Source organism: Pseudomonas sp. NUPR-001 (assembly GCF_052147955.1).
Classification (GTDB): Bacteria; Pseudomonadota; Gammaproteobacteria; order Pseudomonadales; family Pseudomonadaceae; genus Aquipseudomonas.
The window spans coordinates 4,178,022-4,196,818 of the sequence record NZ_CP197353.1 but is presented as its reverse complement, the minus strand read 5'-3'; the positions used below and the strand labels follow the sequence as shown (position 1 = coordinate 4,196,818).

Here is an 18,797-nt window from a genome sequence, read left to right as displayed (position 1 = left end):
CATAGTGTGCTTTACATGTATTACTGTAAACCGTGTCCGAAGCTGGATCAGATCACTCGGGAAAATCGTTGCTGATTGTGTAAGCCAAGGTAGGCATCGAAAACCATGCATACCGAACGCACCAGCAGGCGACCCGCGGGCAGTACCTGGATGCCCTCGTTGCTGAGGTTGATCAGGCCGTCTTTGTGCATGGCTTGCAAGTCGGGCCAGAGGTCTTTGAAGTAACCGCGAAAATCGATGGTAAAGGCCTCTTCGATGCTGTTGAAGTCCAGTTCGAAATGGCAGATCAGTTGCTGGATTACGGCGCGACGCAGGCGATCGTCTGCGTTGCAGATCAGCCCGCGGCTGGTGGCCAGTTGAGCGCTGGACAGGGTGTCCTGGTAGGTGTTGAGGTCGCTGGTGTTCTGGCAGTACAGGTCGCCGATCTGGCTGATCGCTGAAACGCCGAGGCCAATCAGGTCGCAATGTCCATGGGTGGTGTAACCCTGGAAGTTGCGTTGCAGGGTCGATTCTTCCTGGGCAATAGCCAGTTCGTCATCGGGCAGGGCGAAGTGGTCCATACCGATGTAGCGGTAGCCGGCTTCGGTTAGTTGCTCAATGGTGCGCTGCAGCATTTCCAGTTTGGCCGAAGGGGCCGGCAGGTCATTGCTGTCGATGCGCCGCTGCGGCATGAAGCGTTCCGGCAGGTGGGCATAGTTGAACACCGACAGACGGTCGGGTTGCAGTTTGATCACTTCTTCGACGGTGCGGGCGAAGCCTTCCGGGGTCTGCTTGGGCAGGCCATAGATCAGGTCGAGGTTGATCGAGCGAAATTGCAGGGTGCGCGCCGCATCGATGATGGCCCGGGTCTGTTCCAGGGTTTGCAGGCGGTTGATGGCGCGTTGCACTGCCGGGTCGAGGTCTTGTACGCCCAGGCTGACGCGGTTGAAGCCCAGTTCACGCAGCAGGCCCATGGTCGGCCAGTCGGCCTCGCGCGGATCAATCTCGATGCCGTAGTCGCCTGAGTCGTCGTCGAGCAGATTGAAGTGCTGACGCAAGTGCGCCATCAGTTGACGCAATTCAACGTGGCTGAGGAAGGTTGGGGTGCCGCCACCGAAATGCAGTTGCTCGACAGTCTGCTTGGGGTCCAGATGACAGGCGATCAACTGGATTTCCTGTTCCAGGCGCTGCAGGTAAGGTTGGGCGCGGGCGCGATCCTTGGTGATGACTTTGTTGCAGGCGCAGTAGTAGCAGATGTTGGCGCAGAACGGTACATGCACATACAGCGACAGCGGGCGCACCGCGCGGCGGCTGTCACGCAGGGCGTGCAGCAGGTCGAATGAGCCGACTTCGCTGTGCAGTTGCACCGCGGTGGGGTAGGAGGTGTAGCGTGGGCCAGACAGGTCGTAGCGACGGATCAGGTCGGAGTCCCAACGGAGTGCGTCGAGCATGTGGGCAATCCCCAGAATGAGCAGCAGTGTGCAAATTCTAGGCGCGCGTCAGTGTATACATCTTGATTTGCATCAACGTGGCTTCAGTGGCCCATCAGCCAGTGTTGATGTGGGCCGGGCAGGGTCCAGATGCCGAACAGGATCACCAGCACGCCACCGGCGACGCGCACGCCACGTTTGCGCAGCAAGGCGCTGGTGCGCTCGGCGGCCAGTCCGGTGGCCAGCAATACCGGCCAGGTGCCCAGCCCGAAGGCCAGCATCAGCAGGGCGCTGTCGACCGCGTTGCCCTGGCTGGCGGCCCACAGCAGGGTGCTGTAGACCAGACCACACGGCAGCCAGCCCCACAGTGCGCCCAGCAGCAGCGCGCGCGGCCAGCTCGACACCGGCAGCAGGCGGTTGGCGATTGGCTGGATATGGCGCCACAGGCCGCGGCCCAGGCCCTCGATGCGAGTCAGGCCGCTCCACCAGCCGGCCAGGTACAGGCCCATGCTGATTAGCAATAACCCAGCCACTACACGCATGCCCAACGCCAGCGGGCTGCTGGCCACCGCCCAGCCGGCCAGGCCCAGCAACAGGCCAGCCAGGGCGTAGCTGCAGATACGTCCGAGGTTGTAGGCCAGCAGCAAACGGAAGCGGCGCTGGCGCTGCTCTTTAGGGATCGCCAGGGTCAGCGCGCCCATCAGGCCGCCACACATGCCCAGGCAGTGGCCGCCGCCAAGCAAGCCAAGGATCAGCGCCGAGCTGAGCAGGGGCAGCAGTTCAAGCACGAGGTGGTGCGCCGTCGTCGGGTTTCTTGCCGTCGGCTTCGTCCATCGCCGCGGTGTGTTGTGGGTCCTGGTCGTCGAACAGGATGCTGTGGGCCGGGCCGTCGAGGTCGTCGTACTGGCCGCTGTCTACCGCCCAGAAGAAGATGTACACAGCGATGGCGACGATCAGCAGCGCGGCCGGAATCATGACGTAAAGCGCGGGCATGTTAGCTCCTGATCAGGCCGTGGCGGGGTCAGAGGTACGGGTGGCTGAATCGCTGCTGGCCAGGGCGCTGACCCGGGTCAGGCGCAAGGCGTTGAGCACGACGATCAGCGAACTCACCGACATGCCGATCGCCGCCCATACCGGAGTAATCCAGCCGAGGGCGGCGAAAGGCAACATGAGGCCATTATACAGCGCTGCCCAGAGCAGGTTTTCGATAATGATCCGACGGGTGCGTTTGGCCAGGCTGAAGGCCTGGATCAAGGCATCGAGGCGGTTGGACAGCAGCACGGCGTCGGCACTGGTCTTGGCCAGGTCGGTGGCCGAGCCCATGGCGATGCTGATGTCGGCAGCGGCCAGCACCGGTACATCGTTGACACCGTCGCCGAGCATCAGCACTTTGCGCCCCTGTTGCTGCAGGGCTTTGAGTTTTTCCAGCTTGTCGTCCGGGCGCAGGCCGCCGATGGCCTGGTCGATCTGCAGTTCGCTGGCCACGCTGTGCACCATCGGCGAGCTGTCGCCCGACAACAGCAAGGTCTGCCAGCCACGGGCGCGACAGGCGGCGAGCAAGTCGGCGGCGTCATGGCGCAGGCGATCATCGAGTACCAGCCAGGCCAGCGCGCCCTGGCTGTTGCCCAGCAGCAGCCATTGGCCGGGTTCGGCGGGCATCGTTGGCGCGGTGGTGCCACTCAGGGCGCACACGTAACCCGGCTCACCGATGCGCAGGCGTTGACCTTGCACCACGCCTTCAAGCCCCAGGCCCGGTTCGGCGTGGACTTCATCGGCGGCGGTGCTGGCACGGCCGAAGGCGCGGGCAATCGGGTGCTCGGAGCGGTTTTCCAAAGCGGCGGCGAGCATCAGGCACTGATCGGCATCAACCTCGGCCAGCGGCCGTATGGCGCGCAAGGTCAGGCGGCCTTCGGTGAGTGTGCCGGTCTTGTCGAAGATCACCGTGTCGATCTGGTTCAGGCCTTCGAGGACGTGACCGCGGGTAAGCAGCAAACCGAGTTTGTGCAGGGTGCCGGTGGCGGCCGTCAGTGCCGTTGGCGTGGCCAGTGACAGCGCGCAAGGGCAGGTGGCGACCAGCATGGCCAGAACAATCCAGAACGCCCGGGACGGGTCCAGTTGCCACCACAACAAGCCAATGGCTGCGGCAGCCACCAGCGAGAACAGCAGGAACCACTGCGAGGCGCGGTCGGCAATTTCCGCCAGGCGCGGCTTTTCCGACTGCGCACGTTCAAGCAGGCGAACGATTGCCGATAGCCGTGTGTCCTGGCCCAGGGCCTGGACTTCGACGGTCAGCGCGCTTTCGATGTTCAGGGTGCCGGCGGTCACCGCATCACCGGCGCGGCGCGGCTGAGGCAGGTACTCGCCGGTCAGCAGCGATTCATCAATGCTCGACTGGCCGTTGACGATACGGCCATCGGCCGGCACCACATGACCGGGCTGGATCAGTACGCAATCGCCCAGTTGCAGTTCGCTGAGCAGGATCCGCTCGCTTTGACCTGCCGCCCCCAGGCGCAGGCAGGACGCGGGCAGCAGGTTGACCAGTTGTGCCGTGGCAGCAGCGGTACGTTCACGTGCGCGGCGTTCCAGGTAGCGACCGGCCAACAGGAATAGAGCGAACATGCCCACCGCGTCGAAATACAACTCGCCACTGCCGGTGATGGCGGTCCAGATGCCGGCGCCGTACGCCAGGCCAATCGCCAGGGAGACCGAGACGTCCATGGTCAGGTGGCGGGTGCGCAAGTCGCGGGCCGCGCCTCGGAAGAACGGGGCGCAGCTGTAGAACACGATGGGGGTGGTGAGGAACAGCGCGACCCAGCGCAGGATGGTGTGCAGTTCCGGGCTCAGGTCGATATTGAATTCTGGCCAGGTGGCCATGGTCGCCATCATCGCCTGGAACCACAGCAGGCCGGCGACGCCGAGTTGGCGCAGGGCCGTGCGGTTTTCGTTGGCCAATTGTTCGGCCGCACGATCAGCCTGGTAGGGGTGAGCGGCGTAGCCAATGTGGCGCAGTTCGGCCAACAGCTTGGACAGCGGCAACTGGCTGTCGGCCCAGTTCACGTGCAGGCGATGGTTGGACAGGTTCAGGCGTGCCTCGGCGACTCCTGGCAGGTTGCGCAGGTGCTTTTCGATCAACCAGCCACAGGCCGCGCAACTGATGCCTTCAATCAGCAGGGTGGTTTCGGCGAGCTCACCGCTGTGGCGCACGAAGGGCTTTTGCACGTCGGCGCGGTCGTACAGGGCCAGTTCGTCGACCAATTGCTGGGGTAGGGCGTCGGGGTTGGCGCTGGCTTCGCTGCGGTGCTGGTAATAGCTCTCGAGGTTGCCGGCAACAATGGCTTCGGCCACAGCCTGGCAGCCCGGGCAGCAGAATAGCCGGGATTGGCCGAGTACCACGGCGGTGAAGTGGCTGCCGGCAGGAACGGGCAGGGCGCAGTGGTAGCAGGGCGTGGGGCTGGTCATAGCGATCTGTCGTGAGGTCGGAGGGAGCTGATCGCGGGGCAAGCCCGCTCCCACGTGGGAGCGGGCTTGCCCCGCGATCAATGACGACTCAATTCTCGAGGTGTTCAGCCCCTTGCAGCGCTTCATCACCCAGCTGCAGGGTCACATCATGGCCAACCTGTTCTTCTTCGAACAGGCGCCAGACATGCTCGTTCTCACTGCCAAGCAGTTCAACGAAGCGACGTCCTTCGACCCTGTCCGTCAGCTGACCCACGTAACGCCCGGCTTCGCCGGCGCTCTGGGCGAGGATGACCCGGCGGTCCTTCTCTGGCTGGGTGGGCGAGATCAGGTTCAGTTCCAGGGTTTTCGGCTGGCTGTTACCGCTCAGGCGCAGCTCGACTTCACCGGTCAGCTCGTCAAGGTGCACGCTGGCCTGGAGCTTGAGGGTCTGGGCCAGCAACTCGCGGTCCAGCGAGCGGTTGATGCCTTTGCCGGCCTCGTAGTAGTTGTCGTTGACCAGGTTGTCGGGGTTGTTCACCGCGATGGTCACCATGGTCAGGCTCAAGGTCACCGAAGTGGCCAGCACGCCGATGATGATCCACGGCCAGAGGTGCTTGTACCAAGGGCTTGCGGCAGTTGCAGAAGGCATAGGCTCAGTCTCTTATCGAATTTGCGGGCCGATGAAACGGCTCTTGGCTTCAACCTGGGTGGCGCTGTCGTCGGCGTCCTTGAGGATGAAGGTGACTTCGTTGGTGCTCGATGGCAGTTCTTCCGGGGCCATCGACAGTTGTACTGGCAGGCTGACAATGTCGCCGGCGGTAACGCGGATTTCCTTCGCGCCTTCCAGCTTCAGGCCTGGCAGACCGGCAGCTTCCAGCACGTAGACGTGGTCGCGCTGATCCTTGTTCATCACCTTCAGGCTGTAGACGTTCTCGATCCGGCCCAGGGCGTTTTCGCGATACAGGACGCGGTCTTTGCTGACGTCGAAGCCTACCAGCGGACGCAGCACAAAGGCGCTGGTGAGCAGGGCAATCATTGCCAGCAACACCACGGCGTAACCAATCAGGCGCGGGCGCAGCATATGGGTTTTCTGCCCGGACAGGTTGTGCTCCGTGGTGTAGCTGATCAGGCCTTTGGGGTAGTTCATCTTGTCCATGATCGAATCACAGGCGTCGATGCACGCCGCGCAACCAATGCACTCGATCTGCAGGCCGTCGCGAATGTCGATGCCGGTCGGGCATACCTGGACGCACATGGTGCAGTCGATGCAATCACCCAGGCCTTTGGCTTTGTAGTCGACGTCTTTTTTGCGCGGGCCGCGGGTTTCGCCACGACGTGGATCGTAAGACACAATCAGGGTGTCTTTGTCGAACATCACACTCTGGAAGCGGGCATAAGGGCACATGTAGATGCACACCTGCTCACGCAGCCAGCCAGCGTTGCCGTAGGTGGCCAGGGTGAAGAAGCCGACCCAGAAATAGGCCCAGCCGTCGGCCTGGCCGGTAAAGAATTCGACGACCAGTTCGCGGATCGGCGAGAAGTAGCCGACGAAGGTCATGCCGGTGACGAAGCCGATCAGCAGCCACAGGCTGTGCTTGGTCAGTTTGCGCAGGAATTTGTTGGCACTCATCGGTGCCTTGTCGAGTTTCATGCGCTGGTTGCGGTCACCTTCAGTGACCTTTTCGCACCACATGAAAATCCAGGTCCAGACACTTTGCGGGCAGGTGTAGCCACACCACACCCGACCGGCAAACACGGTAATGAAGAACAGGCCAAAGGCGGCAACGATCAGCAGGCCGGACAGCAGGATGAAATCCTGTGGCCAGATGGTCGCGCCAAAGATGTAGAACTTACGCTCTGGCAGGTTCCACCAGACCGCCTGATGATTACCCCAGTTCAGCCACACCGTACCGAAGTACAGGAGGAACAGGACGGCGCCACCGACCATGCGCAAATTACGGAAAATGCCGGTGAAGGCACGGGTGTAGATTTTTTCCCGAGACGCGTAGAGGTCTACGCTGTCTTTGTTTTTATTGGCAGGCGGGGTGACATCATGTACTGGAATTTGCTTGCTCATCATTGAGTCCCACGGCAGTGGAAGAGTGCCACGATCAGTACATGCCGATCGCAGTCAGACGTTTATGCTGCTCTAGGGCGGATGATACGCCTGTAGTGGCAACATGGGGCACGCTGCGACCTTTAGTCGCGTTGGGTTTGCCTGGTGTTTAGTGTAGTGGGCGTGTCAAGTGATCTGGGTCAAGCGGGTGGTTTGGGGGCCATTGTCTTGCGCCATCAGTTGTGGGAGCGGGCTTGCCCCGCGAAGCGTTGTGGCTGGCAAACTGCAATCGCGGGGCAAGCCCGCTCCTACATGTTATTCCCACCGTCAGCGCCTATAAAAAAAGCCCCGCCAGTCTGCACTGACGGGGCTTTTGGGGTGGCTATGCGAATTACTTCGCTTCAGCCGCCTTTTCACCTTGATGCGACAGGTTGTAGACATAGGCGGCCAGCAAGTGGACCTTGTCGTTGCCCTGGATCGCTTCCTGAGCAGGCATCTGGCCCTGACGGCCGTAACGGATGGTCTGCTGCAGTTGCGCGAAGCTCGAACCGTAGATGAACGCCTGTGGGTGGGTCAGGTTAGGTGCGCCCATGGCGGGGGTGCCTTTACCTTCAGGACCGTGGCAAGCCACGCAGTTGGCTGCGAAAATCTTCTGGCCATTGGCGGCATCAGCTTTCGCGCCTTCTGGCAGCTTGCGGCCGTCCAGGTTGGTCAGCACGTAAGCGGCAACGTCAGCAACGCCTTGCTCGCCGATCACTTCTGCCCAGGCCGGCATCACGCCATGGCGACCGCCCATGATGGTGGTCTTGATGGTGGCCGGATCACCGCCCCAGCGCCAGTCGTTGTCGGTCAGGTTAGGGAAGCCGTAGGAACCCTTGGCGTCGGAACCGTGGCACACCGAGCAGTTGGAGGCGAACAGGCGGCCACCCATCTTCAGGGCTTGAGGATCTTTGGCCACTTCTTCAATCGGCATGGCAGCAAATTTGGCGAAGATCGGCCCAAACTTGGCATCTGCACGCAGCATTTCCTTTTCCCACTCGTGTACGCCGGTCCAGCCAGCCTGGCCGTTGGCGAACGCGGTTTTCTTCTCGTTGTCCAGGTACTGGTAGCCGGGCAACACGCCTTTCCAGTTGCCCAGCCCCGGGTACAGCACCAGGTAACCGAGGGCAAAAACGATGGTGCCGACGAACAGCCAGAACCACCACTGCGGCAGCGGGTTATCGTATTCCTCGATGCCGTCGTAGGCATGGCCCACGGTTTCTTCAGTGATATCGCTGCGCTGGCCCTTGCGGGTGGACAGCAGCAGCCAGGTCAGGGCGAAGATGGTGCCCAGACTCAGAACGGTGACGTACAGACTCCAGAAGGTAGTCATTCGTTGTTACTCCTAGACGCTTTCGCTTGCGCTTGCTCGACGTGCTTGCTGGCTTCGGGATCATCCGCGAAGGGCAGCATGGTCGCTTCGTCGAACTCGGACTTGCGCCGAGAACTGAACACCCACAACGCCAGGCCGATAAAGGCCACCATCACCACGACGGTGCCCAGGCCACGAATCATCCCGATATCCATCAATGTCACCGTTTGCTTTTGATGATGGTGCCCAGGCCTTGCAGGTAGGCAACCAGGGCGTCCATTTCAGTCTTGCCCTTGACTGCGTCGCGGGCACCGGCAATGTCTGCATCGGTGTACGGCGTGCCGAGGGTGCGCAAGACTTCCATCTTCTTGACCGTGTCTTTGCCGTCGAGCTTGTTCTCTACCAACCAGGGGTAGGCCGGCATTTTCGACTCAGGCACGACGTTGCGCGGGTTGTACAGGTGAGCACGGTGCCAGTCGTCGGAGTAACGACCGCCGACACGGGCCAGGTCCGGGCCGGTACGCTTGGAACCCCACAGGAACGGGTGATCCCAGACGCTTTCACCGGCTACCGAGTAGTGGCCATAGCGTTCGGTTTCGGCGCGGAACGGACGGATCATCTGCGAGTGGCACTGTACGCAGCCTTCGCGGATGTAAATGTCACGGCCTTCCAGTTCCAGCGCGGTGCGTGGCTTCATGCCTTCAACCGGCTTGTTGGTGACGTCCTGAAAGAACAGCGGGACGATCTGGGTCAGGCCGCCGATACTCACGGCGATGACCATGAAGAAGGCCAGCAGGCCGATATTCTTCTCGACTACTTCGTGCTTCATCAGTGGGCTCCCACTACAGCGATCTGAGCGGCGGCTTCAGCTTCGGCCGGTTTCGACGCGCGGACAGTGCGGTATACGTTGTAGGCCATCAGCAGCATGCCGGAGGCGAAGAACGCACCGCCCAGGGCGCGGACCATAAAGCCCGGATGGCTGGCCTGCAGGGCCTCGACGAAGGAATAGGTGAGGGTGCCGTCATCGTTGATTGCACGCCACATCAGGCCTTGGGTGATACCGTTGACCCACATCGAAGCGATGTACAGCACGGTGCCGATGGTGGCCAGCCAGAAGTGTGCGTTGATCAGGCCGATGCTGTGCATCTGCTCGCGGCCGTAGACTTTCGGGATCAGGTGGTACAGGGCGCCGATCGAAATCATCGCTACCCAGCCCAACGCGCCGGCGTGTACGTGGCCAACGGTCCAGTCGGTGTAGTGCGACAGCGAGTTGACGGTCTTGATCGCCATCATCGGACCTTCGAAGGTCGACATGCCGTAGAACGCCAGCGACACCACGAGGAAACGCAGGATCGGGTCGGTGCGCAGCTTATGCCAGGCGCCCGACAGGGTCATCATGCCGTTGATCATGCCGCCCCAGCTCGGTGCCAGGAGAATGATCGACATGGCCATGCCCAGCGACTGCGCCCAGTCTGGCAGGGCGGTGTAGTGCAGGTGGTGCGGACCGGCCCAGATGTACAGGGTGATCAGTGCCCAGAAGTGCACGATCGACAGGCGATAGGAGTAGATCGGGCGTTCGGCCTGCTTGGGTACGAAGTAGTACATCATGCCGAGGAAGCCGGTGGTCAGGAAGAAGCCCACGGCGTTGTGGCCGTACCACCACTGGATCATCGCGTCGGTAGCACCGGAGTAAGCCGAGTACGACTTGAACAGGCTGACCGGCAAGGACGCGTGGTTGACGATGTGCAGCATCGCGGTCACGACGATGAAGGCACCGTAGAACCAGTTACCCACATAAATGTGCTTGGTTTTACGCTTGACGATGGTGCCGAAGAACACCACACCGTAGGTGACCCAGACAATGGCCAGCAAAATGGCGATCGGCCATTCCAGCTCGGCGTATTCCTTGGTCGTGGTGTAACCCAGTGGCAGGGTAATGAGCGCACCGACGATCACCGCTTGCCAACCCCAGAAGGTGAAGGCCGCGAGGCTGTCGGAAATCAGTCGCGTCTGGCAGGTTCGCTGCACGACATAATAGGAAGTGGCAAACAGCGCACAGCCACCGAAGGCGAAAATCACCAGGTTGGTGTGCAGTGGGCGAAGGCGTCCAAAACTCGTCCATGGCAGGTCCAGGTTCAGCTGGGGCCATACCAGTTGCGAGGCGATGAAGACTCCAAGCCCCATGCCAAGGATCCCCCAGACCACCGTCATGATGGCGAACTGGCGGACGACCTTATAGTTATAAGCAGTCGGACTGATTGCTGTGCTCATTCTAAGGTTCCACGGTTTGGGTGTTTTTGTAGGTTAAAAAATCGGCGCAAGTATGTATAAACCGTGTGGTTATTGCAACGCGATGGCTCCCGCGCCGACCTTTGCCAAAGCCCGTTCTACCGCTGTTCCGGGCATTGTTGGCGGACAAAGTGTACACAATTATCTGATTGATATGTGTACCGTTATTCATCTTTTCTTGTCCAATCGGTCAGGCTTGTTGTGCCCCGTTTCCGTTGCCGGCATGCGGGTTACAAAGAGGTCGAGCCGATCCCGTCTGCCTTTGCACGCATTCTTCAACAGTCACGACCGGTCAAGGGGATTCACGGCCCTTGGGTTACGGTCGCTGTGGCAACAAGCTTAGTTCCGATCAAGGCGGGTGCAAGGCGGGGCGGTGGGGGAGGTGCGACACTTGGTCGCAAGGGGGAAATGGAACCGCCGCATCCGGAGGGATGCGGCGGTTTGAGTCAAGGCTCAGTTACGCGTTGGATTTACTTGGCAGTCAGGTTCTCGCCCTGTGCTGCGTCACCCTGGGACAGGCTGTAGACATAGGCGGCCAGCAGGTGGACCTTGTCGTTGCCTTGAATGGCTTCTTGCGCAGGCATCTGGCCCTGACGGCCGTAACGGATGGTCTGCTGCAGTTGCGCGAAGCTCGAACCGTAGATGAACGCTTGCGGGTGCGTCAGGTCAGGCGCGCCCATGGCCGGGGTGCCTTTACCTTCAGGACCGTGGCAGGCCACGCAGTTGGTGGCGAACAGTTTCTCGCCGTTGGCCACGTCAGCCTTGGTGCCTTCCGGCAGTTTGCGTCCGTCGAGGTTGGTCAGGACGAAACCGGCGACGTCAGCCACACCTTGCTCGCCAATCACTTCGGCCCAAGCCGGCATGACGCCGTGGCGGCCGTTCATGATCGACTGCTTGATGGTCTCCGGATCACCGCCCCAGCGCCAGTCCTTGTCGGTCAGGTTAGGGAAGCCGTAGGCACCCTTGGCGTCGGAACCGTGGCACACCGAGCAGTTGGAGGCGAACAGACGGCCACCCATTTTCAGCGCTTGCGGATCCTTGGCCACTTCCTCAACCGGCATGGCGGCGAACTTGGCGAAGATCGGACCGAACTTGGCGTCGGCCTTGTCCATTTCCTTTTGCCATTCGTTGACCTGGGTCCAGCCGTCCTGATAACCCGGCAGGATGCCTTTCCAGTTACCCAGGCCCGGGTAGAGGATCAGGTAGCCAACCGAGAACACCAGGGTGCCGACGAACAGCCAGAACCACCAGCGTGGCAGCGGGTTGTCGTACTCCTCGATGCCGTCGAAGCTGTGGCCCATGGTCTGGTCGCCGCCGTTGGGCTTTTCGCCCTTGCGCGTGGCCAGCAGCAGCCAGGTCAAGCCGATCAGGCTGCCGATGGTCAGTACGCAGATGTACGTACTCCAGAAGGTGGTCATTGCCCGTTACTCCTCGGTGCGGGTTCGTTGGCGGCAGGTGCTTGGCGGTCATCGGCGAATGGCAGCAGGCTTGCCTCGGCAAACTCGCGGTCACGCCGCCGGTTGAACACCCACAACGACAGGCCGATGAAGGCGATGGCCACCAGCAGGGTGCCCAGGCCGCGCAGCTGGCCGATATCCAGTGTGAAGTCCATGGCCCTTACCTCTTGTTCTTGATCGCGGTGCCGAGCACCTGCAGGTAGGCAACCAAAGCATCCATTTCGGTCTTGCCCTTGATCGACTCCACAGCGCCGCTGATGTCAGCATCGGTGTAGGGCACGCCGAGGGTGCGCATGGTGCGCAGCTTGGTCTCGGTGTGGCTGCTGTCTACCGGGCTTGCGACCAGCCACGGGTAGGCCGGCATCTTCGACTCCGGTACCACGTTGCGCGGGTTGTACAGGTGCGCGCGGTGCCAGTCATCGGAGTAGCGGCCGCCGACACGGGCCAGGTCCGGGCCGGTACGCTTGGAGCCCCACAGGAAGGGGTGATCCCAGACGCTCTCACCGGCTACCGAGTAGTGGCCATAGCGTTCGGTTTCGGCGCGGAACGGCCGGATCATCTGCGAGTGGCACTGTACGCAGCCTTCACGGATGTAGATGTCGCGGCCTTCCAGTTGCAGCGCGGTGTAGGGCTTCATGCCCTCAACCGGCTTGTTGGTGACGTCCTGGAAGAACAACGGGACGATCTGGGTCAGGCCGCCGATGCTCACGGCAAACACCATCAGCAGCACCAGCAGAAAGACGTTCTTCTCGATTACTTCGTGTTTCATCTGGATCTCCTCAAGCCAGCTGCGCGGCGGCAGGCGCGGCCACGGCCGCTGGGGCACGCACGGTGCGCCAGGTGTTGTAGGCCATCAGGAACATGCCGGTGAGGAAGATCGCCCCGCCGACGAAGCGCACGATGAAGCCTGGGTGGCTGGCCACCAGGGTTTCGACGAAGGAGTAGGTCAGCGTGCCGTCGCTGTTCACGGCGCGCCACATCAGGCCCTGGGCGATGCCGTTGACCCACATCGAAGCGATGTAGAGCACGGTGCCGATGGTGGCCAGCCAGAAGTGCGCGTTGATCAGACCCAGGCTGTACATCTGCTCGCGGCCGAAGACTTTCGGGATCATGTGGTACAGGGCGCCGATCGAGATCATCGCTACCCAGCCCAACGCGCCAGCGTGGACGTGGCCGATGGTCCAGTCGGTGTAGTGCGACAGGGCGTTGACGGTCTTGATCGCCATCATCGGACCTTCGAAGGTCGACATGCCGTAGAACGCCAGGGATACCACGAGGAAACGCAGGATCGGGTCGCTGCGCAGCTTATGCCAGGCGCCCGAGAGGGTCATCATGCCGTTGATCATGCCACCCCAGCTCGGTGCCAGGAGGATCAGCGACATGATCATGCCCAGCGACTGCGCCCAGTCTGGCAGGGCGGTGTAGTGCAGGTGGTGGGGACCGGCCCAGATGTACAGGGTGATCAGCGCCCAGAAGTGCACGATCGACAGGCGATAGGAATACACCGGACGCTCGGCTTGCTTGGGCACGAAGTAGTACATCATGCCGAGGAAGCCTGCAGTCAGGAAGAAGCCCACGGCGTTGTGGCCGTACCACCACTGCACCATGGCGTCAGTGGCGCCGCTGTACAGCGAGTAGGACTTGGTCAGGCTGACCGGTACTTCCAGGTTGTTGACGATATGCAGGATCGCCACGGTGATGATGAATGCACCGAAGAACCAGTTACCCACATAGATGTGCTTGGTGGTGCGCTTGAGCAGGGTACCGAAGAACACCACGGCGTACGCGACCCAGACGATGGTGATCAGGATATCGATCGGCCATTCCAGTTCGGCGTATTCCTTGGAGCTGGTATAACCCAGCGGCAAGGTGACGGCGGCCAGCACGATCACCAATTGCCAGGCCCAGAAGGTAAAGGCGGCAAGGCGTGGTGAGAACAGGGTGGTCTGACAGGTTCGCTGGACCGAATAGTAGGAAGCGGCGAACAGCGCGCAGCCACCAAAGGCGAAAATCACCGCGTTGGTGTGCAGCGGGCGTAGACGCCCGAAGCTGGTCCAGGGGAGGTCGAAGTTGAGCGAAGGCCAGACGAGTTGCGCGGCAAGAAAAACGCCGAGCCCCATCCCGACGATTCCCCACACCACCGTCATAATGGCGAATTGGCGGACCACCTTGTAGTTGTAGGCGGTACTGCTGGTTGTGTTCATGTATGGGTTCCCATCCACGGTTATAGGCAGGCTAAATAGCGAGGCAAGCATGAGTAATGGGCAATTGGCCGGTATTGACGGGGATCAATGGGCGCAACTGATCGAACGGCGTGGCTGGCGGTGGAATGCCCCGCAAAATCAGGAGGATGGCGCGCTTTTGTGTTGTCTGATTCTGGCCCATGGCGCGGGTGCGCCGATGGACAGTGAGTTCATGGAAGAAATGGCGCAAAGGCTGGCGGCACAAGGGCTGGGGGTGCTGCGCTTCGAGTTTCCCTATATGGTCCAGCGGCGCCTCGATGGTGGCAAAAGGCCGCCAAATCCGCAGGCAAAACTGCTGGAATGCTGGCGCGAGGTGTATGAGCAGGTGCGACCATTGGTCACTGGGACTTTGGCCATCGGCGGCAAGTCAATGGGCGGGCGCATGGCCAGTTTGCTGGCGGATGAGTTGGCGGCGGATGCACTGGTGTGCCTGGGCTATCCCTTCTATGCCGCTGGTAAACCGGAGAAGCCACGGGTGGCGCATTTGGCCGAGTTGAAGACGCCGACGTTGATCGTTCAGGGTGAACGCGATGCTTTGGGGAATCGGCAAACGGTGGAAGGTTATAGCTTATCGCCCGCGATTGAACTGTGCTGGCTGCAAGCGGGGGACCATGACCTGAAGCCATTGAAGGCGTCGGGGTTCAGCCATGCTGATCATCTGCAAACGGCTGCAGAGCGAATTGTGGCGTTTTTGCGTTGATCGATCGCGGGGCAAGCCCGCTCCCACACAGTCTGTAATTTCAGGTGGGAGCGGGCTTGCCCCGCGACGGTTTTAGCTGATCAGCCGCGATACTCACACAGGTAAGCCGTATCAACCGCCACTTTCAGCTGAAACTTGCTGTTCGCTGGCACATTGAACTGGCTGCCAGCCGAAAAGGTTTCCCAGTTGTCGCTGTCCGGCAGTTTGACGGTCAGGGCGCCAGACACCACATGCATGATTTCGCGTTGGGCGGTGCCGAATTCGTACTCGCCGGGGGCCATCACGCCGACCGTGGCCGGACCTTCGGCGGTACCGAATGCGATCGACTTGACGGTGCCATCAAAGTACTCGTTGACCTTAAACATGGGCGACTCCTGAAAAGGGGCTGAAAAGGTTGGCCAGTATGCCCAAGGCGTCTGGCGCCGTCATCCGCTTTCAGGTGCCATTGGCTGGCAGGCTCAGAGGCAGCAAGCGTGCGGTATTGCGGGCATCTTCCAGGGCGCGGTGCTGCTGGCCACAAAACTGCAGGCCGGCCAGTTGCAGGGCACCGTTCAGGCCCAGCGGGCGCTGCAGTTGGCGGGCCTTGGCAAACCGCTGCTTGAGGTTGATGTGTGGCAGTTCGGCGAGCAGGCTGTGCAACTGGTGTTGTTGCCATTCCTGCAGCAATTGCTGGCGATCATAGTCGCCCCAGCTGACCCAGGCTTGCAGGTGCCCCCGATGATGGCCGATCCAGCGCTCGAACTGGCCCCAGACTTCACTGAACGACACGGCGCTGTCGACACTGGCCTGACTGATGTGGGTCAGCTCACGGCAAAAAGGGGTGAGTTGCGGGCGCCGCCGCGGTTTGACAAAACGCTGGAAATGGTCGACTTCCCGGCCTTGTCGATTGACCAGGGTCGCGCCAATTTCGATGACTTCCATTTCTGTGACCGGCCAACCGCCATCATCTGTGGTTGCTTCCAGGTCGATCACCAACCAATGCCCCATAGTAAGTTCCCTTGCAAGACTCGCTAGAGCGTAGCCAAACTTGAACGCTTGGGATATCCCTGGCATTTTGCCTGATGGCCATTTGGCGCATTCGATAGTTGTGTCGCGCCCGGAAAACGCCTAGCTTAGGCGCTACCCGGTTAAACCCGCAAAGAGTGTGTAGCTTTGAGTTCAACGCCCACGCGTCAGGCTGTGCCTTTTCTGTTGATGCTTGCCACAGGGTGGCTGGCGCCGGTGGCCCAGGCGTTCGAAGAAATCGAAGTCAAGGTGGGGGCTGCGCATTTCCCTCCTTATACAGTGCGTCCTGAAAAGGGTGCCGAGACCGGGCTGTTGCCGCAGCTGGTCGAGGCATTGAACAATGCCCAGCAACACTACCGTTTCGTTCTGGTGCCCACCTCGATCCCGCGGCGCTTCGGCGATCTGCGTCAAGGGCGCACCGACATGGCAATCTTCGAAAACCCGGAGTGGGGCTGGCAGGGTATCGAACATGAGGCGGTCGATATGGGCCTGGAAGACGCCGAGGTGTTTGTCACCCGTGTTCAACCAGACCGTGATGAAGGTTATTTTGCCGACCTTCGTGGCAAGCGCCTGGCCTTGTACAGCGGTTACCACTACGCCTTTTCCGGCTTCAATCCCGACCCGCAGTTCCTCAGCGAGCACTACAACGCCACATTGACCTATTCCCATGACAGCAACTTGCTGATGGTGCAGCGCGGCCGAGCGGACATCGCCCTAGTCACGCGTTCCTACCTCAGCGATTTTTTGGTGCGTAACCCCAAAAGCAAAGGGCAGTTGCTGATCTCCGAGCGCGTCGATCAGATCTACCACCACTATGCGTTGCTGCGCCCGGGCGCGCCGATCAGTGGCCCGGTGTTTGCCGACCTGCTGCAGCAGCTGCGCGACAAGGGTGAATTGCTGCGCATATTCCAGCCCTACCGCATCAGCGTGAGTTCGCCCGCGGCCGACTAAATTTCCCGCGCACGGCCACGTTCACACAGGTGAGCACCTTTCCTATGTGAGCCAAGACCATGCCGTTCGACGCAGCTTCGCAAACCTTGTCTTTACCGCGCTGGCGCAGCCTCAACGCCGATGAAAGTGATTGCCAACTGAGCCTGGTGCTCGAAGGCAGCCCACTGATCCGTGTGCGCCTCGAACGCGGTGAAACATTGCAGGTTCACCTTGAAGAACTGGCCCGGGAGCGCGCGGCGCAGGCCTTGTGGGCGGCCTGTTATTGGCTGTTCGCCCGTGACCCTGGCTGTCAGCGTTTGAGCTGGCACCTCAAAGAGCTGCCCACTGATGCGCTGCTCAGCGGCTTGCTGGTGGCGCACGCCCAAGCCGGTGTGTACCTCTGTGAACGCACGCAGTTCTGGCAATTGCCGCAGCCCTGGTTAGGCCATGCCTATGCCGGCGTTTACCCGCAACAGATGCAAATCAGCGAAGGCAAACGCCACCCGCGCCGCGCGCCGAAACCGCGTGGTGAAGTGTATCGGCGCTTCGATGCGCGCCTGGGCGCCTGGGTATCACTGCGCACCCTGGAAATCGACACGGACCTTGAGCGTTTCAACCGCTGGCAGAACAACCCGCGGGTCCTCAACTTCTGGCAGGAAGGCGGCAGCCTTGAACAGCACCGTGACTACCTGAACAAGCTGCAGGCCGACCCGCACAGCTTGACCTTGATCGGTTGCTTCGACGACCAGCCATTTGCCTACTTCGAAGCCTACTGGGCCAAAGAAGACCGCATCGCCCCGTTTTACCCGGCCGATGACTATGACCGGGGTATTCACATGCTGGTGGGTGAAGAGCATCACCGTGGCCCGCATAAAGTAGCGAGCTGGCTATCGGCCCTGGTGCACTACCTGTTTCTCGACGACCCGCGCACCCAGCGCGTAGTGGCAGAGCCACGCGCCGACAACGGCAAAATGATCGGCTATATGCACGACCAGTGCTTTCACTGCGAAAAGGAATTCGACTTCCCGCACAAACGTGCGGCTTTGATGGTGCTGGGGCGGGAACGCTTCTTTGATCGCTGCAAGTTGTAAGCGGCAAGCACGCAACTTGCCGCTTGAAGCTTACAGCTTGCCGCTCTCAAGCCTTCTGGCTTGAGACTTTCCGACAATGCACCAGGGCATCGCGAATCATGAAGTTGACCAGGGTGGGGGAAACGCCCAGTTCTTTGGCGATGTCTTTTTGCGCGACCCCGTGCAGGCGGTACATCTCGAACGCATAACGGGTGCGTTGCGGCAGTTCGTTCAAGGCGTCGGCGATGTGTTCCAGGGTGGCGAAGTTGATGTGCGTGGCTTCAGGCGACGCGCCATGAACCACGACGTTCAGGCCTTCTTCTTCGCTGCCGGAGTATTTCAACTCCATCGATTGCTTGCGGTAGTGATCGATGGCCAGGTTACGCACGATCTGAAACAGGTAGCTCAGTTGCGCTTTGAACGAGGAGGTGATGTGCGGCGCGGAACCCAGCCGGAAGTAGGCATCTTGCACCACGTCTTCGGCGCGGGAACGACAGCCCGTAATGCGTGCAGCGATCTTGACCAGAATGCTGCGGTTGTCGACAAACGCCTTGAGTAACGGTGAATCGCACTTACTTGTGGATAGTTGTTCCGCCATGGACATCACCTTGTCTCGAAGATGGAGAGGGAGCTCTCCTGAGGGGGGAGGCTGCCTGCGACGAGCGACAAATTATTCGTAATGATAATTGTTGTCAAATGCGAAAGTTAATGCGTATCAAATTATTTTGGTTATAAGCCTCAGCCTGTGACGCACTTCAAACAGTGGGAGCGGGCTTGCCCCGCGAAGCCATTTCACTGACAGATCACAATCGCGGGGCAAGCCCGCTCCTACAAAGGCCAGTCCTTCCC

The 18,797-nt window shown here is 60.8% G+C and carries 20 protein-coding genes; 3 read left to right on the top strand and 17 right to left on the bottom strand.

Annotation, left to right across the window (positions count from 1 at the left end):
- Nucleotides 1-47 precede the first annotated feature (47 nt).
- The 14 genes from hemN to ccoN (ACP6KB_RS19035) all read right to left on the bottom strand — a co-directional run bounded on the left by hemN (nt 48) and on the right by ccoN (ACP6KB_RS19035) (nt 14,204).
- On the bottom strand, nt 48-1,430 hold the full coding sequence (gene hemN, locus ACP6KB_RS19100) for an oxygen-independent coproporphyrinogen III oxidase (RefSeq protein WP_442108869.1): 1,383 nt from the start codon (nt 1,428-1,430) through the stop codon (nt 48-50).
- An 83-nt stretch (nt 1,431-1,513) separates the two neighbouring features.
- The gene (locus tag ACP6KB_RS19095) at nt 1,514-2,197 is read right to left on the bottom strand and encodes a sulfite exporter TauE/SafE family protein (protein WP_442108868.1); all 684 of its coding nucleotides are present in this window, start codon (nt 2,195-2,197) and stop codon (nt 1,514-1,516) included.
- Complete coding sequence (gene ccoS / locus ACP6KB_RS19090; protein WP_028945394.1) at nt 2,190-2,402, bottom strand: cbb3-type cytochrome oxidase assembly protein CcoS; 213 nt, start codon at nt 2,400-2,402, stop codon at nt 2,190-2,192. The genes ACP6KB_RS19095 and ccoS overlap by 8 nt, the downstream gene beginning before the upstream one ends.
- Nucleotides 2,403-2,414: 12 nt before the next feature.
- The gene (locus tag ACP6KB_RS19085) at nt 2,415-4,868 is read right to left on the bottom strand and encodes a heavy metal translocating P-type ATPase (protein WP_442108867.1); all 2,454 of its coding nucleotides are present in this window, start codon (nt 4,866-4,868) and stop codon (nt 2,415-2,417) included.
- An 88-nt stretch (nt 4,869-4,956) separates the two neighbouring features.
- Nucleotides 4,957-5,496: a FixH family protein gene (locus tag ACP6KB_RS19080; RefSeq protein WP_442108866.1), complete on the bottom strand. Its 540-nt coding sequence runs from the start codon at nt 5,494-5,496 to the stop codon at nt 4,957-4,959.
- 12 nt (nt 5,497-5,508) lie between these two features.
- Entirely contained in the window at nt 5,509-6,924 is a 1,416-nt protein-coding gene (gene ccoG / locus ACP6KB_RS19075; RefSeq protein ID WP_442114343.1) for a cytochrome c oxidase accessory protein CcoG, read from the bottom strand.
- Between the two features lie 370 nt (nt 6,925-7,294).
- Complete coding sequence (gene ccoP / locus ACP6KB_RS19070; protein WP_442108865.1) at nt 7,295-8,275, bottom strand: cytochrome-c oxidase, cbb3-type subunit III; 981 nt, start codon at nt 8,273-8,275, stop codon at nt 7,295-7,297.
- Complete coding sequence (locus tag ACP6KB_RS19065; protein ID WP_010225992.1) at nt 8,272-8,469, bottom strand: CcoQ/FixQ family Cbb3-type cytochrome c oxidase assembly chaperone; 198 nt, start codon at nt 8,467-8,469, stop codon at nt 8,272-8,274. Before ACP6KB_RS19065 ends, ccoP (ACP6KB_RS19070) begins: the two co-directional genes overlap by 4 nt.
- A gap of 5 nt (nt 8,470-8,474) precedes the next feature.
- Nucleotides 8,475-9,083: a cytochrome-c oxidase, cbb3-type subunit II gene (ccoO, locus tag ACP6KB_RS19060; protein WP_105641559.1), complete on the bottom strand. Its 609-nt coding sequence runs from the start codon at nt 9,081-9,083 to the stop codon at nt 8,475-8,477.
- Nucleotides 9,083-10,525 carry a cytochrome-c oxidase, cbb3-type subunit I gene (gene ccoN, locus ACP6KB_RS19055; RefSeq protein ID WP_442108864.1) on the bottom strand — a complete coding sequence of 481 codons (1,443 nt, stop codon included), beginning with the start codon at nt 10,523-10,525 and terminating at the stop codon, nt 9,083-9,085. Before ccoN (ACP6KB_RS19055) ends, ccoO (ACP6KB_RS19060) begins: the two co-directional genes overlap by 1 nt.
- A gap of 488 nt (nt 10,526-11,013) precedes the next feature.
- Nucleotides 11,014-11,961, bottom strand: coding sequence for a cytochrome-c oxidase, cbb3-type subunit III (gene ccoP, locus ACP6KB_RS19050; protein WP_442108863.1), 948 nt, complete (start codon nt 11,959-11,961; stop codon nt 11,014-11,016).
- Nucleotides 11,958-12,155: a cbb3-type cytochrome oxidase subunit 3 gene (locus tag ACP6KB_RS19045; RefSeq protein ID WP_442108862.1), complete on the bottom strand. Its 198-nt coding sequence runs from the start codon at nt 12,153-12,155 to the stop codon at nt 11,958-11,960. The genes ccoP (ACP6KB_RS19050) and ACP6KB_RS19045 overlap by 4 nt, the downstream gene beginning before the upstream one ends.
- A 5-nt stretch (nt 12,156-12,160) precedes the next feature.
- Entirely contained in the window at nt 12,161-12,769 is a 609-nt protein-coding gene (gene ccoO, locus ACP6KB_RS19040) for a cytochrome-c oxidase, cbb3-type subunit II (RefSeq protein WP_038613174.1), read from the bottom strand.
- Between the two features lie 10 nt (nt 12,770-12,779).
- Nucleotides 12,780-14,204, bottom strand: a complete 1,425-nt coding sequence (ccoN, locus tag ACP6KB_RS19035; protein WP_442108861.1) for a cytochrome-c oxidase, cbb3-type subunit I — start codon at nt 14,202-14,204, stop codon at nt 12,780-12,782.
- A 49-nt stretch (nt 14,205-14,253) separates the two neighbouring features.
- On the opposite strand from ccoN (ACP6KB_RS19035), the gene ACP6KB_RS19030 reads away from it, so the two are divergent.
- Nucleotides 14,254-14,943 (top strand): alpha/beta family hydrolase, encoded by a 690-nt coding sequence (locus ACP6KB_RS19030; protein ID WP_442114342.1) that lies wholly within the window; start codon nt 14,254-14,256, stop codon nt 14,941-14,943.
- A gap of 80 nt (nt 14,944-15,023) precedes the next feature.
- On the opposite strand, the gene ppnP is transcribed toward ACP6KB_RS19030, so the two are convergent.
- Both ppnP and ACP6KB_RS19020 read right to left on the bottom strand, forming a co-directional pair.
- Nucleotides 15,024-15,308 (bottom strand): pyrimidine/purine nucleoside phosphorylase, encoded by a 285-nt coding sequence (ppnP, locus tag ACP6KB_RS19025; protein ID WP_010225980.1) that lies wholly within the window; start codon nt 15,306-15,308, stop codon nt 15,024-15,026.
- Between the two features lie 70 nt (nt 15,309-15,378).
- A complete protein-coding gene (locus ACP6KB_RS19020) occupies nt 15,379-15,930 on the bottom strand; it encodes an exonuclease domain-containing protein (RefSeq protein ID WP_442108860.1) in 552 nt (183 codons plus the stop codon).
- 207 nt (nt 15,931-16,137) lie between these two features.
- On the opposite strand from ACP6KB_RS19020, the gene ACP6KB_RS19015 reads away from it, so the two are divergent.
- Complete coding sequence (locus ACP6KB_RS19015; RefSeq protein ID WP_442114341.1) at nt 16,138-16,899, top strand: substrate-binding periplasmic protein; 762 nt, start codon at nt 16,138-16,140, stop codon at nt 16,897-16,899.
- Between the two features lie 59 nt (nt 16,900-16,958).
- Entirely contained in the window at nt 16,959-17,969 is a 1,011-nt protein-coding gene (locus tag ACP6KB_RS19010; protein WP_442108859.1) for a GNAT family N-acetyltransferase, read from the top strand.
- A gap of 46 nt (nt 17,970-18,015) precedes the next feature.
- Here ACP6KB_RS19010 and ACP6KB_RS19005 read toward each other — a convergent pair whose 3' ends face one another.
- On the bottom strand, nt 18,016-18,546 hold the full coding sequence (locus tag ACP6KB_RS19005) for an RNA polymerase factor sigma-70 (protein WP_442108858.1): 531 nt from the start codon (nt 18,544-18,546) through the stop codon (nt 18,016-18,018).
- Between the last annotated feature and the right edge of the window lie 251 nt (nt 18,547-18,797).

Bases quoted from the DNA above. Each gene is read 5' to 3' on its own strand.
- ACP6KB_RS19015 (WP_442114341.1), top strand. From the start codon at position 16,138: ATGCTTGCCACAGGGTGGCTGGCGCCGGTGGCCCAGGCGTTCGAAGAA.
- hemN (WP_442108869.1), bottom strand. From the start codon at position 1,430: ATGCTCGACGCACTCCGTTGGGACTCCGACCTGATCCGTCGCTACGAC.
- ACP6KB_RS19030 (WP_442114342.1), top strand. From the start codon at position 14,254: ATGAGTAATGGGCAATTGGCCGGTATTGACGGGGATCAATGGGCGCAA.
- ACP6KB_RS19045 (WP_442108862.1), bottom strand. From the start codon at position 12,155: ATGGACTTCACACTGGATATCGGCCAGCTGCGCGGCCTGGGCACCCTG.
- ccoO (WP_038613174.1), bottom strand. From the start codon at position 12,769: ATGAAACACGAAGTAATCGAGAAGAACGTCTTTCTGCTGGTGCTGCTG.
- ACP6KB_RS19085 (WP_442108867.1), bottom strand. From the start codon at position 4,868: ATGACCAGCCCCACGCCCTGCTACCACTGCGCCCTGCCCGTTCCTGCC.
- ccoP (WP_442108863.1), bottom strand. From the start codon at position 11,961: ATGACCACCTTCTGGAGTACGTACATCTGCGTACTGACCATCGGCAGC.
- ccoG (WP_442114343.1), bottom strand. From the start codon at position 6,924: ATGAGCAAGCAAATTCCAGTACATGATGTCACCCCGCCTGCCAATAAA.
- ACP6KB_RS19020 (WP_442108860.1), bottom strand. From the start codon at position 15,930: ATGGGGCATTGGTTGGTGATCGACCTGGAAGCAACCACAGATGATGGC.
- ccoS (WP_028945394.1), bottom strand. From the start codon at position 2,402: ATGCCCGCGCTTTACGTCATGATTCCGGCCGCGCTGCTGATCGTCGCC.
- ppnP (WP_010225980.1), bottom strand. From the start codon at position 15,308: ATGTTTAAGGTCAACGAGTACTTTGATGGCACCGTCAAGTCGATCGCA.
- ccoP (WP_442108865.1), bottom strand. From the start codon at position 8,275: ATGACTACCTTCTGGAGTCTGTACGTCACCGTTCTGAGTCTGGGCACC.
- ACP6KB_RS19080 (WP_442108866.1), bottom strand. From the start codon at position 5,496: ATGCCTTCTGCAACTGCCGCAAGCCCTTGGTACAAGCACCTCTGGCCG.
- ccoN (WP_442108861.1), bottom strand. From the start codon at position 14,204: ATGAACACAACCAGCAGTACCGCCTACAACTACAAGGTGGTCCGCCAA.
- ACP6KB_RS19010 (WP_442108859.1), top strand. From the start codon at position 16,959: ATGCCGTTCGACGCAGCTTCGCAAACCTTGTCTTTACCGCGCTGGCGC.
- ACP6KB_RS19005 (WP_442108858.1), bottom strand. From the start codon at position 18,546: ATGGCGGAACAACTATCCACAAGTAAGTGCGATTCACCGTTACTCAAG.
- ACP6KB_RS19065 (WP_010225992.1), bottom strand. From the start codon at position 8,469: ATGGATATCGGGATGATTCGTGGCCTGGGCACCGTCGTGGTGATGGTG.
- ccoN (WP_442108864.1), bottom strand. From the start codon at position 10,525: ATGAGCACAGCAATCAGTCCGACTGCTTATAACTATAAGGTCGTCCGC.
- ccoO (WP_105641559.1), bottom strand. From the start codon at position 9,083: ATGAAGCACGAAGTAGTCGAGAAGAATATCGGCCTGCTGGCCTTCTTC.